Raw genomic sequence first — 14318 nt, 5'->3', positions numbered from 1 at the left:
CCTGTGGGCAGCAGGCGCAGGATCTTGAGGCGAGGCAGTTCACGCTGTGCCGGGGGCTTCGTCACCCTGGCCGAGGTCAGATGGCGCGGGTGTCGAGTCCCTGGGCCAGGGCGACGAGAGCGGTGGTGAGCTTCTCGGCCTCCGCCTTGTCGGCGTCGCGTGGGGTGGCGTAGCGCAGGGTGGCGAGGCGGCCCTCGGCGGCCAGCCAGCCCACCTCCGCGACCGGCCCGAGGGCGCCCTTGGAGGAGGCGGTCCGCCGGTACGCCTTCTGGCCGAGCCCGGAGACCTTGGTCGCCTTCTCCGGCACCACGTCCGCGGTGAAGGTCGCCGCGTCGATCGACGTCCGGGTGACGGTCAGCGTCAACTCCGGCAGGGTCTCCTGTCCCGCGCGCACCACGCAGGTGTGGCTGTCGCCTGTGGCGCTCGCTGCGGCTACGTCGAAGCGGACGCCGGCGTGCTGCTCGATCACGCCGAAGTCCAGCAGCCGGCACGCCCCGCCGGACGAGGCGGCGGCCACGTCGACCGTGACCGGCGCGGCAGGCGGTAGGGCCACCGGTTCTGCCTCCGCGCCGCAGCCCGTCGCCAGCAGCAGGGTCACACTGGCAAGCCGGACCCGCCCGCTCACCGCAACCTCCTGTTATTGAAACTTCATCTTGATGCGCTAACCACGATAAGCGCGTAGGGGCTGTTTCGACATAGGACGAGAGTCCCGGAAAGACAGCGATCGACCACAGATCCGATGCCTGCACCGGGAGTTTTGCTGCCCTGTCCTACCTCTTGGCGATCGCGCTGTCCCGCAGCAACTTGGACCACCGACTTCCTCATGCACACCGAGCGCACTTACAGGCACAGTCCGTGGCGGCCTTCGATGCCGGACGGCAGGCACCTTTCGTCCTAGCTCCACTTGCGGTAAGGCCATCATGCACCTGGCCTCAGTCTTCGCTGCCAGCGCCTGGCAACACGTGCCGGACCGAGTTGGCGCTCACCGCGCATCCTGGAATCACCCCCGACGGCGAAATTGAGTTAGCGGGCCAGGCACGGCAAGGTCCGCCATACCAATTACAGCAATCGCTTCCTTCTGATACCGCTCCAGATCTTCGAACCAGGTCGGATAATCGCCGCGACGACTAAAAAATCTGACAGTAGCTCCCTGGAGCAAAAAATCTTCGTCTCCCTCATCCACCGATATGCCCACTACCGCTAGCAGGCTATCAGCCTCAGGAAGAGCGGCGGCATCTTTCAGCATGCGAGCAGCAAAAGAGATACCTCTCACCGCCGCCCTACTCAAATAAGTTTCCCTGTTGTCCGCAAGGTCGAACAGGGAAACGTAGACGTCGTTCACTTCATACTCATACAGCCCCACTTCTGAGGCGTCTATGTCGTTACGCCATCCAGGTCCCGACAAAGACTTGAGCAAGATGGCGCCGCCAGGGCCGAGCACCCAGCCGGCCCTCGCGACTTCATCCAATTCAGGTGGCAGGTCGCGGCTTGGGTCCACAACCCCCTGCACAAGAACGTCGAACATGCGTGAATTCATCTTCACGGCGGCGTGATCCTCAGGTATTGATAGGCTCTATTAATGGCACTTTGCGGCACCTGCTTTGCGAGTTTCGGCGCCAACTCTTCTCCGCTCGCCGAAATCCACTTCCCCGTTTCCTGATGGTAGTAGTACTTGCCTGATGCACCCCGCCCCATAGGCTGTAGATGAATATTTGCACCCGGCCGTCCGGGATTCTGATTCTCGAGATCGATCCGGAACCGACCGTTCTTGTCCAAGTGTACGGTCTTGCTGTTAATTACCGGGGCGTCGGGGCTGCTGGTGAGACGGGCAGCAACAGGACACGAGTTGTGCACGAGGAGCGACGTATTGCCTGCGAGCACGTAGTACGTATGAATGTCGCGAACTGTGAGGTTATACGCGGCACCCCTACCGATCGACGTCTCGCTCAAGCTGCCGACCGCCACCGAATCACCAGAAACTGTCTGCAACGCGGCGCTGCGGTTGAGGGCGTCCGCCCGTTCCCACCGACGGTCCGTGGCGTTCCAGAACGGGTGATCCTCGGTGGTGACCAGCGCAGCACCGGCGACGGTTAGTGCATAAAGGTCGTCCTCGTGCGACCAGACGTGGGTGACCTCGCGATCACCCCGTTCACCGGTCTCCGGATTCGCCGCGACAACGAAGTCCCCGACACTGATCTGACTGATGGGCTTCGTGCTGCCGTCGGCCATCAGCACTTCGGTTTCGCCAGCGAAACTACATGCCGCGTCAGCACCTTCGAGCAGCGCTTTCCCAATCGGTCCGGCTGCCTTCAGCTTCCCGATCGGCACAAAGCCGACCGCAGTCCAGGCGCATCCCGAGATCTGGCCCTTCAAACAATTCTGGGCGTCTGTGATGCCGAGCAGGTCTTTCAGCGCCTGCTCTGAAGCCTTGGACTTCGCTTTCTTCAGTTCGGCGCAGATCTCCGGGTTGTTGTAACAGAAGACATAGTCCTCGACCACCTCGCGCTGGAACATGTCCAGGTTGGTGATGTGGGTGTAGTATCGGAACTGAGCACCGTTCTCGATGGTCATCTTGCCGGGTGCCGGCATGGCTCGCCCGTCGTCGTCGTGCTTGCCGGTCCAACCGCCGGTACCGCCGGGACCGTCAGGTTCATCCTTCTCGCAGGCGACGGGCCAGCACGGGTTGTTTTCCTTCGCGTCCTGGTTTGCGTCCTCGTTGCCGGGGACGTAGCCGGAGCAGTCGAACTTGGCGCAGTCGTCCGGGATCAGGCCCGTCGGGTCGCTGCTGGTGACCGGGGTGTTGTTGGCGTACGCGTAGCCGTTCCACTGCTCGGGATCGGCGAGGTCCATGATCGGGTCGACCGCGACGAACTTGCCGATGGCCGGGTCGTAGGGGCGTGCGCCGATGTTGGTCAGGCCGGTGGTGTCGGGGCCGCCGTCGATCGTCCCGCCCACGAAGCCGAGCTGGTTCGGCCAGGCGGCGGGCGCCGCGCCGCGCACCCCGCCGTACGGCGTCTGGCGCTGCGGGGTGATCGCCTGGTTGCCCGAGGCGATGGCGTACTGCTGGGTGCCCTGGTGGTCGGTGACGAGCCAGGTGACGCCGGTGCCGGGCTGACGCATGGCGTACATCTGGCCGAGATGGCTGTAGTAGCGCGTCGCCGACTTGGTGCCGCTGCTGGTGGTGTAGCGGATCTCCAGACCCGGCAAATAGAGGGTCTTGCCCGTCGGATCGCGCGCGATCAGGCGGGCGCCGTCGGCGTCGTACAGGTAGCTGTGGTTCTTTCCGCCGTCGGTGAGGCCGACGAGCCTGCTCTCGCTGTCCCAGGTCAGTGCCTGGCTGCCGGTCCCGGCCGGGCAGGTGTTGTTGACGGCGGTCGCGCTCGGCCGGCAGGTCATGTTGCCCGCCGCGTCGAAACGGTAGTTGCGGGTACCCGCGCCGACCCCGGTCGTGACGACCTGCTGAGCCCCGTGGGGCTGGGCCGCACCGGGCGCGGGGTACGTGTAGGTGGATTCGGTGGTCGTGGTGCCGTGCCTGGTCTCCTTGGCCCGGTTGCCGACCGACGTGCCGACCGGATCGAAGGTCCAGGAGTGCCAGTACGGCGCAGGCCCGCCCAGGCCGGTCGCCGTCGCGGCGGGGGCGCAGTCGCCGGACGAGGGCGTCCAGGCCGACGTCAGCCGCTGCGCGTAGTCGTGTTCGAAGCACTGCACGTCGGCGGTGCCGCCGGTCGGGGCGTCGGCGATCCTGGTGATGTTGCCGGCCTCGTCGTAGTCGTACTTGAGGTCGGCGACGGGCTGCGGCGTGACCTGCCGGCTCGTGGTCGCCTGTGACAGCCGGCCGGTGCTGTCCTCGTACGTCCAGGAGCGGTCGAGGTAGTTCTGGGCGGTCTGCTGGTAGCGGACGAGGCCCAGCTCGGCGAAGGCGTTGTAGTCGGTGTTGGTGACGTACTGGCCGGCGTTCGGCCAGTTCGTCTTCACCTGCTCGGCGAGGCCGGTCACCTCGTCGTAGGTGAAGGTGAGCTGCTCGCCGCCGAGACTTCCCGCGTTCGGGTACGTGGCGGTCGCGACGCTGACCCCGTCCGCCTTGTACGAGCGGGTGAAGGTGTAGGTGCCGTTCAGGTTGGCCTCGGAGGCGGGGATGACGTAGTCCTCGCCCAACGACTTGTAGAGGGCCGTGTAGCCCCGGATGCGCATCTTGTACTCGTTGACGCCGAGGTCCGTCCAGCGGCTGGTCGACGCCAACTGGCCCTTCGCGCCCGTGGGGTCGTACGCCCAGGTGGCGCGCTTGTTCGCCGTCGCGATCGAGGTGTCGTAGACGGCGTCCTTACGGCCGAGGCTGTCGTAGTGGTAGACGAGCTTCTTGCCACGCGCGTCGACCGTGTGCTCGAGGTCGCCGTAGTCGTTGTACGTCGACTCCGTACGGCCCCGGTCGGGGTCTTCCGTCGCGGTCTGCCGGCCGCGGATGTCGTACTCGTACGTCCACTCGTTGCCCGCGGCGTCGGCGACCCCGGTGAGCTGCTGCTTCCGGTTGTAGGTGTAGGTGCTGGCGTCGTGCGGCCCGGCGACGGAACCGCCCGAGTGCCGGCGCACCTCGACCGTCTTGCCGGCGGCGTTGGTGATCGTGGTGGTCGGCGTCCCGCCGTCGGGCGGAGTGACGTAGACCCGGTCACCGCCGTACGCGGTGGTGGTACGCCACTTCTCCTGGCCGCTGGTGGTCAGGATGCTGGCCGTGGTGCGGCCCGCCCGGTCGTACAGGTTCACCGTCTGGCTGTTCGCCTCCCACGCCGCGATCGACTTCAGGTTGGTGCCGGCCGTCAGGTCCGGGTCGTGGTGTCGGCCGTTGGTGTACGCCACCCGCCCGGCGGCGTCGTAGACGGTCTCGCTGAACACGGTGCCGCCACCGGCGACGGCGGCAGTCTGGGTCTGTCGCGGGCGGAGCAGACCGTCGGAGAGCGCGTGGCTGGTGACGTACTTGCCCTCGGCGTTCAGTACCCGGGTCGTGACGGCGTTGGCGCCCCCGCTGTTGCGGATGGTGTAGGTGTACTCGTAGGAGGGGGTGGCCGGGTTGGCCGGGTCGGTGCCCATCGGCCGGTTCGGCAGCCAGACCTTCCGCAGCCGGCCGAGCCCGTCGTACTGCAGGTCGGTCACCTTGCCGTTGGCGTCGGTGGACCGCTTGGCGAGGCCCCAGCCCGGGATCATGTCCTGGCTCGTCGTCCAGTCCAGGTGGTTCCTGGTCTCCACCTTCGTGACGGGGCCGCCGGCCGCCGGGGTGTAGGTCGTGGTCGTCTTGTTCCCGCGGATGTCGTAGGCGTCCTTCACCCGGCCGTGGGCGTCGTAGGTCGAGGTGCCCGTGGTCAGCCAGACCGTCCCGCCAGACGGGGACCAGTCCTTCAGCGTTTCGACCTTCGTGGGGTCGCCCTTGGTGGGCGCCACGCCGTACGCCTCGCCGTCGTAGGACGTGCGGACGTCGTTGACGATGTCGTCCCTGCTGGTGGGCGCGGTGCCGCACGGCAGGGCGAAGGTCTCGACCCGGACGGAGGTGGCGAGGATGTTCCTGCCGGCGTTGCGCGCGTACGTCGTCCGCATGCACTGCTCGTCGCCGGTCTGGGCTACGTCGCCGAGGTCGCTGGCGGTGGCCTCCATGCCGTACTCGTCGAAGCCGTTGGTCTTCTTCGTCACCCGCCACCCGCGGCCCGCGTCCAGCTTGACGGCGTTCCAGCTCGCCTGGACGCCGGTGTAGCGGGCGTAGGTGGTGGTCTGGCCCATGTCCCGGGTCGCGGTGGCCGCCGACTGCCACGCCTGGCTGGCCCCCCGCGACACCACATCGGTCTCGACGCCGTTGTAGGTGATCTGCTCGCGGACCTGCCCGGCGAGCGCGTCCTCGTCGTTGACCTGGGGCGCGTCGGCGGCATCCGAGACGTCGCCGTCGCCGTTGAGGTCGAGCGCGGCGAGCGTCGCGGTGCGGGTACCGCCGCTCGGCGCCGCCCGGTCGCCGTGCATGCCCCGGTAGTAGCGGGTCTCGGCCAGCGTCTCCTGACCGTCGGTGCCCTTGCGGACCTGGACCCGCCCGTAGCCCCGGTAGTCGGACCAGGTACGGAACTTGTCCTTGGTCATGCCGTCGTCCGTGGCGTGCCGCCAGGCCGCGCCGCCGAGATAGTCGTACGTCGTGACGACGTCCGTGCCGCCGACGGTGCCGTCCGACTCGTGGATCTCCTCGACGACGTACTTGTGGAAGTAGTCGGTCTCGATGAGGTCCGTGAACGGGTTCTCGCTGAGCACGGGATAGCACCGCAGGGTGTTGCTCTGCGGCGAGGACGGCATGGGCCCGTCGGTGTCGCACTCCGGTTGGGAGTAGACCACCGTGATCTTGCCGCCGGCCTCGGTCCAGACGGTGTTCATCCGCAGCCAGTGCATCGGGGGCTTACCGTCGTCGGTCTTGTCGACCCGGTTGGGACGCTGCACGAAATCGAAATTGATCTCCGGCAGCGTCACCGGCTCGCCGATGTGCCCGGTGTGCTGGATCGACTCCAGCCACATGCCGTCGCGGGAGGCGTCACCGTTCGGCGGGAAGGTGTGCCTCAGGTCCCAGCTCTCCACGTCGCCGGCGACGCCGGCGACCTTCGTGGTGATCTTCGACAGACGGCGGGTGCTCCAGAACGTCGGCGAGTACTTGCCGGGGCACTGGGTACCGGTGCACTCCTGGTCCCAGGGCGTGTCCGGCCAGCGGGCCGGATCGTCGTGGTCGGTGCAGTCCGACAGGCACCGGTCGGACGTGGCGAAGAAGACCTGCGCCGTCGGGGTGACGGAACGGTCGGTCGCACCCCGGTCCCAGGTGCCGTAGTCGATGCGGGTGACGTTCGAGGCCCGGACGTAGGAGACCTCGTCGCTGTCCGTGGCGTTCGCGGCGTACTTGTTGGTCTCCCGGCTGTACCAGAGCGACATGGTGCCGCCGTGGGTGTCCACCACGTAGTCGAGGTTCCAGCGCCACGCCTGCTCGCAGTGGGCGGCGGCGAAGCTGGTGTTCCAGCATGGCTCGTTCTCGTGGTTGCCGTAGACGCGGACGGTGTTGGTGGAGGCCGTGCCCGTCGTGTGACCGGGCAGGTCGTCGAGCCCGAAGAAGTACTGGGTGCCGTCGGCGGCGGTCACCTTCCAGTGCTCCCCGTTGTTGTCGCCGTTCGCCGCGCCCGCCAGCTTCTCGACCTTCGCCGCGTCGTCGTTCTTCGGACGCCACACGCCGGTCGCCGTGTCCCTGACGAGCTCGGTCGACCGTCCGTTGAGCGAGAGCACCGCGTTGTCGGTGCCCCAGCACTGGTCGCCGACCTGGTCGTCGTTCGTGGCGCCGTTGGCCGTGTCGTCGAAGCAGGGCACGTACCGGCGCTCGATGAAGCCCGGGTTGTAGTCGAAGCCCTCCCCGACCCACGACGGCTGGTTGTTCGAGGCGTCGCTGCGACCGTCGACCGCGCTCGACGAGTACGCCAGCGACACCGTGGGCGTCGGACCCGTGGCGGGCGGCACCCGTACGGGGTAGGACCAGGAGAAGTCGCCGCTCGACCCACCGGCGCTCCAGCTCGACGACGCCTGCAGCGGCGTCGCGCCGTAGTCACCGGCCGACCCGGATGCGGCGGCGGCCAGGGCGACCAGCGACGTCGCACCGGCGGAGGAGATCTCCACCTCGGCGGACACGCGGTTGGTCGCCCCGTCGTTACGCGAGGCGAGCGGACGACCGCCGCATCCCGCCTTTTCCGGCGTGGTCAGCGCGCACTCCGGCAGCGCCACCAGGCGGAGTCGGGTCGACCAGTCCGCCCCGAACGCCGAGGCGAATCCGGAGTAGTCCACCCCCAGGCTCATCCGGCCCGCACCCGTCCGACCGTCGGCGCGGGCGACCCGCAGCACCACGCCGTCACGCCACCCCGCCGGCACCTTGGCGCGGTCGAGGACCTCGACCCGGGCCCGGCTCACGGCGGTGGCGGCGGTCGTCCGCGCTCCCGCGTCCTTCGACACCCCCGGACCGACGTACACCGGCAGGGCACCGACCCGAGTTGCCGCGGACGGCGCCGTGACCGGGGGTGCCGTCGCGGCCCGGTTTCCGGCGGCCGGTGCGACGCCCGCCTCCGCCACGCCGGCCGAGGGCCAGGTGACCTTCCCGGCGGGCCGCCTGTTCGCGCCCTGTGACAGGTCGGCCGGACGCGGCTTCGACCTGACCGGCTTCGCGGAGACCGGCTTCGGCTGCGTGACGCCGAGGCCGACCGGCGGTGCGGCGACCGCCGGCCGAGGCTGGGCGGTCAGCGTGGAGGCCAGCATGACGAGAGCCAGGCTCCCGGCCAGACCCATCCGCAACCGGCTCTCGGGGCGCCAGAACGAGGACCGGGAATCGCGCCGCGCCACGGTGGCCGGCGACGGACGAGCAGACATGAACAACCTCCGCCGTGAGGGGTGGGGGGCCGGAAAGCGGAACAGCAGGCAGGCAGGGCCGGCCCGGAGCAGCTTCGGCGCTGCTCCAGGGCCGGCTGGTGTCAGGAGTTGCGGTGGAGGGCGCGTGCCTCGCGGTCCGACATCGCGCCGGCGTACACCTTGATCTGGTCGATGTCACCGAGTAGAGGGCCGTTCCAGCTCCCGTTCGCGCCGACGTACAGGGGCTGCCGGGAGACCCCGCCCGTCGCGCCTGTCGCGACGGCCGCCTGCCGTACGCCGTTCACGTAGAGCCGGACCTCGCCGGAACCGGCGTCGAAGACGCCGACGAGGTGGATCCACGCGCCGAGCGCGTCGGCGGTCACCCGGACGTCGGACTTGGTCGAGGCCCAGGTGACACCGCCAGCGCCGTCCGGCGAGGCGATGGTGAACGACAACTCGCCGTAACGGTTCATGTAGAGCTTGAAGGCGCCCTCCTGGTCGGCGGCCAGGCCCTGTCGAACCATGACCTGGTCCTCGTCCGCGAGCGCGTTGATCCGCACGGCGGCGGAAACCGTGAGCGACTGACCGGTGTTGACGACCGCGTCAGAGGTGCCGGCGTAGCCGCTCCTCGTGGACGCGCTCCCCCATCCGTCGGGCTGAGGGCCGTTCAACCAGAGGGCATCGTTGTCGTCGTAGCCGTCGCCCGTGTACCCGACGTTCTGCGCGGCGGAGTACGGGTCGGTGCAGCCGTAGAGGTCCAGGTACTGCTGCCAGTAGGAGACGCTCATGGCTGACTGGCAGCCGGACGAGAGCGCACCGTTGAAGTCCCAGTTGGCGACTTCGATCGGTGCCATGATGCCGGACACCGCCTGGGTCCCTGCCTCTGCGTCCTCGTCCGTCCCGTTCAGGTCGTCGGACGTGAGGACGCGATTCCACATCCGCACATCGGTGATCTGACCGCGCCACCGGTCGGTGATGTACGGGGCACCACTGGCGGCGGTCCACATAGCGCCGCCGATGACCGCGGGACCGCTGGCGTTCCATCCGGCCGAGGTGCGAGTGCCGGAGCCGACGACGACACCGTTGACGTACAACGTCACGCTGCCGGTCCCGGCGTCGTAGGCGCCGGCGAGATGAGTCCACCTACCCACGTCCCGAGTGGTCAGGCTTCCGGACGAGAAGACCGTCGTGACGGAGTTGCCCTGGCCGGCGTCGGCCGTCGTGAGCATGAAGCTCCACCTGGGCTGGCCGGAGTCCAGGCGGGCGCCCAGGTAGAAGGCGCCCACGTTGGCACCGGACTTGCTCACGGCGGTCCAGTTGCCGGTCGGGAGGTCCGGGTCGGGATCGGTCGTGTCGGCGTCGGCCAGATTCACCCAGGCCGCGACGCTGAACGACTTGCTCGTGTCCAGGGCCACGTCACCCGACAGGTGCGAACTCCTGTCGAACGACGCGGTCGACTCGCCGTAGAGCCGGCTGTCGGCCGCCCACGCGCTGTTCCCGGTCCACGAGAGTTCGGGTCCGCCCTGCACGTTCTTGAGGTAGTGAGAGTCGACGGAGTCGAGTGGCCAGTGCGCGACCGGCGCGGAGGGGCCGTTCACGAGGAACCGGTGTCCCGTGGTGTCACTGCGCTTGCTGGCACTGTCGACGCTGTAGACCTCCAACACGTTGTAGCCGAAGCGCCGCGGCGTCAGGGTCACCGTGTAGGACGCGCCGGCGGCCACGGTCACCGTCGTCAGAGGGGTCGTCTGGCCTGCCCAGCCGTAGACGTACTTCACGGCGTCCTGCGAGCCGGCGCCGAAGGTGAAGGCCCCCGAGACTCCGGGTCCGCCGTGGGCCGAGCCGTCGTCCGGGTACGCCGTCGAGGTCACTGTCGGGGGCAGCGGCTTGGAGACGTCCACCGTGAAGCTGCACCAGGCCGTCCATCCCGAGTACTGGCCCGCCCTGTCCCTGGTCTGCACCTGCCACTCGTACGTCTTGCCCTCCGAGCCGGCCCCGAGGCTGATGACGCCGGACTCCCCGTAGTTGTTGCCCGGCTTGGTCTGCCCCGTCTTCGCCGTAACCGTCGTGGTGCCCTTCAGCCGGTACTGGAAGTAGCCCACCAGGCTGTCCGTGGCGCCGTCCGCGTCGCCGTAGAACGCCTTGAGCACCGGCGAGGCGGTACCGATCGTCGCACCGCACGCCTGGCCGGACGTGGTGAGGCCGGTCGGCACGGCCGGCTTGGAGTTGTAGGTGACCTCGAGCCACGCCTTGTTGGTGTAGAACTTCTTCCACCGGCTCTCGAAGTCCTCCCCCACCCCGGACGGATTGCACGCGCACAGGCCGACCGTGTAGACGGACCATGCGTTGGTGGCGGCCTGCTGGAGGTCCGTGACCACGGCGGTGCTGGAGAACTCGGCGTCGTCGTCGGGCTGGATCGCACCGCAGCCACCCGCCTCGTTCGCGTTGCCCTCCCACGAGTCGAGGTAGGTGGCGGGCAGCGGCCGGGTCGTCCAGGCCATCCGGCCGCCGCTCGCCACCGTGATGGCGTTCGTCCGGTAGGCGTAGACCCAGGTCGGGTCGCAGGAGTACGAGTGGTCGAGCGTGACCCGGATCGTCCCGCCCAGGATCTGCTTGCCCTTGAGGCCCGACACGTTGAAGTCGTAGTAGGAGCGGTAGCGCTCCCCGTTGCCGCCCTCCGGGTACGGCTGGCGCCCCACCCGGGCCACGGTGGTGTCGTTGTTCTCGCCGTTGCTGGTGGAGTACGCCCACTTCGTCCGCAGCTTCTCGAACTGCGGATCGATGTAGATCGGGTAGGTGAGCCCAGGGTCGGCCATCAGTTCGGCGTCGGGGGTGACGGTGAACTGGGCGCCCGACGCGGCGACGCGCACCTTCGCGCTTCGCGAGGTCACCGCCGGTTCGGTGGCGGTGGCCCATTCGCCCCGCGGGGTCTTCAGCCGTGCTGCCGCCTGGGCAGGCAGCACCTCGCCAGCCCGGGCCGGGTCGTCGGAGGAGTCCCACATCCGCGCTGGCGCCGAGGTGGCGACGGTGACCCCTGCGGCGGTCACCAACCGCATGGCGCCATCGGCGGCCTGGGCGATCCTCATGTCACCGCCGGTGCGGTAGCGCAACGCCTTGATCGCCGGCTGTGCGGCGGCCTCAGGGGTGAGCACCTCCACCACGTGCGTGTAGCCCTCGGCGGTCGCGGTGACGTGCAGGTTGACGCCCTTCAGCACGGACGGGTACGTGGCGGTGGGGCCGTTCACCTGAGGCTTCGGCAACGATCCCAGCGGCCAGCCGAGGGTGAAGGTCGACCCGGCCTCCCGCCACGTCACGAGCGGACCCGCACCGCCGGTGGAGAACGACACGTCGGCCAGGGTCGCGGTCGGAACCAACCTGTCGCCCCGCTGACGCAGGCCGGGGTCGATGGCCGCCCAGGAGCCGTCCGCGCGGCGTACCCGCTGGGGTGCGACCGCCGCGACCAGCTTGCGGACGCCGTCCGGGGCGACGGTCACGTGCGCGTACTCCGTGCGCTCGCTGAGCGCCTCGACCGGCCGGCCGCAGGCCGCCGCCAGCCTGGCTGCCGCCGCCTCGTCCGGCGCCTCGGCGCTGCCACACTCCCGCTGCGCCGCCGGAGTGGGAGCGGCGACGGCTGACGGAGCCACCACGAGCCCGCTGCCCGAGACGCCGACACTGACGGAAGTCAGCCAGATGAAGGCACGACGCTTCCACGACACGACCACGAGGTCCCCCGATCACCCGCACAATAGCGAGCGAACTTTAGAGATCCTCTACCCGGCAAGTAAATACCCGACTACAAACTGCTGCCACCAAAGCCTCAGGCGCGGACAAAGGCCCACCCCTGGTGGCCGTAGGTAATCCCCTACCCGGTGGAAGACCCCTACGGCTGGTCAGTCGTCAACGTACGGGCAGTGCCGGCAGCCGCGCCCGCAGCAGGTGCCGCGCCGGGCCAGGAAACCCGCGCTGAGCACGAAGAGACCGCTGGCCGGGTCGAGGTAGCCGGCCTCGCCGGCGGCCAGGGCGGCGGCGTGCGCGGCCAGGATCCGCTCCCGGTCCGGGTGCTCCGCCGGCAGCCGGGACGGGTGCGGCTCGGTCAGCGGCCGGTCCGCCAGCGGTCGTCGCTCTCCGGTCACCGGCGCAGTCTAGAGACCCGCTCGTCGGCACCTGCCCGGGCGAGGCGTCGGGCCACCGCCGGATCCCGCAGGTCGCGGCGCTGCGGATGGCCGACGCGACCACGTGCACGCAGCGCGGCGCGCCGGCCGGGTGGGATCGGATAACCAGTGGCGTCGATCCGGGCGGGGTCGGCAGGCTGGCCGGATGGACCACGGACGGGCCGGGCGCCCGCGAGCCGCGTCGGCCCCCGCGAGGTCGGCGGCCTCCCCACGGCAGTCACCGACCCACGCCGGGAATCCGACGTGACGCAGCAGGCCGCCACACCCATCGGAGGTGCCGCCCCGAGACGGCCCTCGCTGCTGCGCAGCCGCAACTTCGGGCTGCTCCTGGCCGGGCAGACGGTCAGCGAGCTGGGCACCCGGGTCTCCAACGTGGCGGTGCCGCTGCTCGCCGTCGGCACGCTCGACGCCAGCGTCTTCCAGGTCGCGCTGCTGACCGCGCTCGCCTGGCTGCCGTACCTGATCTTCTCCCTGCCCGCCGGGATCCTCGCCGACCGGGTCGACCAGCGGCGGCTGATGGTGGCCTGCGACCTGGGCCGCGCGGCGTTGCTGCTGTCGGTGCCGGTGGTCGCCCTGGCCGACCTGCTCACCCTCGGCTTCCTGTACGCGGTGGTCGGGATCTCCGGCGTGCTCACCGTCCTGTTCACCGTGGCCCACAAGAGCATGCTGCCGAGGCTGGTGCCGCCGGACCGGCTCGTGGACGCCAACGCGAAGCTCACCGTCAGCCAGGACTCCGCCGAGCTCGTCGGTCCGACGATCGGCGGCGTGCTCGTCGGGCTCGTCGGCGCCGCGAGGACCTTCGTCGTCACCGGCCTCGCCTTCGCCGTGAGCGGGTTGACCCTGCTGCTGATCCGGGAGGCCCCGAGCGAGCCCGCGCCCCGGCGCGACCGGGTGCCCCTGCGGGTGGAGATGACCGAAGGGCTGGGCTTCATCCGCCGCCAGCCGATCCTGCGCAGCATCCTCGCCTGCACCACCGCCTCGAACTTCTTCGTCATGGCGTCCGGCTCCATCGAGGTGGTCTTCCTGCTCGAGGAGCTGCACGCCACGCCGGCGCTGGTCGGGCTCGTCTTCTCGGTCAGCGCGGTGGGCGGCCTGGTGGTCGGCGCGTTCGCCGGTCGGTTGACCGCGTGGCTCGGCTCGGCCCGGGTGATCTGGGTGGCGATGGCCGCCCCGGGCCCGCTCTACCTGCTCATGCCCCTGGCTCGGCCCGGCTGGGGGATGCTGCTCTACGGCATCGGCCTGGCCGCGTTCTCCGCCAACGCGGTGCTCTACAACGTGGCCACCCTGACGTACCGGCAGCGGATCACACCGCCCGCCCTGCTGGGCCGGGTGAACGCGGCGTTCCTCTGGGTCTGTTTCGGCGTGATCCCGCTCGGCGCGCTCACCGGCGGCGCGCTCGCCAGCCAGCTCGGGCTGCGGCCGGCGCTGTGGATCTGCGTCCTCGGCACGTGGAGCGCCGCGCTCTTCGTCGTCCTCTCCCCGCTGCGGCGGATGCGGGACATGCCGGCGGCCTGACCGGTCGATGCCAGCACCGGCTCCGGGCGGAACCTGACGCCGGCCGATCAGGCCGCACGCCCCGCCGGGTGGCCCCGGGGCACCGGGCCGTCCCCCGTGCGCACGGAAGCACGTTGGCTTTCCGCCCCGCCCGGCCTATGGTGGCTGCATGTGTTCGACCGGTCAGCAGAACAGCACCGCCGTCGTGGTGACGGCGACGCCCGCTGCTGCCTGCCGGTGTGCCCTGCGGGTGAACGTGGCGACCCG

General features: G+C 69.5%; 6 protein-coding genes. 1 reads left to right on the top strand and 5 read right to left on the bottom strand.

All coding sequences use genetic code 11. The features are described 5' to 3' along the window. Nucleotides 1-76: 76 nt before the first annotated feature. The 5 genes from OG989_RS15285 to OG989_RS15265 all read right to left on the bottom strand — a co-directional run bounded on the left by OG989_RS15285 (nt 77) and on the right by OG989_RS15265 (nt 12518). A complete protein-coding gene (locus OG989_RS15285; RefSeq protein ID WP_327030870.1) occupies nt 77-625 on the bottom strand; it encodes a hypothetical protein in 549 nt (182 codons plus the stop codon). A 375-nt stretch (nt 626-1000) separates the two neighbouring features. Next, the gene (locus OG989_RS15280; RefSeq protein ID WP_327030869.1) at nt 1001-1525 is read right to left on the bottom strand and encodes a hypothetical protein; all 525 of its coding nucleotides are present in this window, start codon (nt 1523-1525) and stop codon (nt 1001-1003) included. Between the two features lie 14 nt (nt 1526-1539). Next, the gene (locus tag OG989_RS15275; protein WP_327030868.1) at nt 1540-8409 is read right to left on the bottom strand and encodes an RHS repeat-associated core domain-containing protein; all 6870 of its coding nucleotides are present in this window, start codon (nt 8407-8409) and stop codon (nt 1540-1542) included. Nucleotides 8410-8510: 101 nt separating this feature from the next. Beyond that, nucleotides 8511-12032 (bottom strand): LamG domain-containing protein, encoded by a 3522-nt coding sequence (locus OG989_RS15270; protein WP_327030867.1) that lies wholly within the window; start codon nt 12030-12032, stop codon nt 8511-8513. 243 nt (nt 12033-12275) lie between these two features. Beyond that, nucleotides 12276-12518: a DUF5522 domain-containing protein gene (locus tag OG989_RS15265; protein ID WP_311413468.1), complete on the bottom strand. Its 243-nt coding sequence runs from the start codon at nt 12516-12518 to the stop codon at nt 12276-12278. A gap of 282 nt (nt 12519-12800) precedes the next feature. Here OG989_RS15265 and OG989_RS15260 point away from each other — a divergent pair, with 282 nt between their 5' ends. Then, nucleotides 12801-14072: an MFS transporter gene (locus tag OG989_RS15260; protein ID WP_327030866.1), complete on the top strand. Its 1272-nt coding sequence runs from the start codon at nt 12801-12803 to the stop codon at nt 14070-14072. Nucleotides 14073-14318 lie beyond the last annotated feature (246 nt).

Source organism: Micromonospora sp. NBC_01740 (assembly GCF_035920365.1).
In the GTDB taxonomy this organism is placed as follows: Bacteria; Actinomycetota; Actinomycetes; order Mycobacteriales; family Micromonosporaceae; genus Micromonospora; species Micromonospora reichwaldensis.
This window is presented reverse-complemented; position numbering and strand designations above follow the sequence as displayed.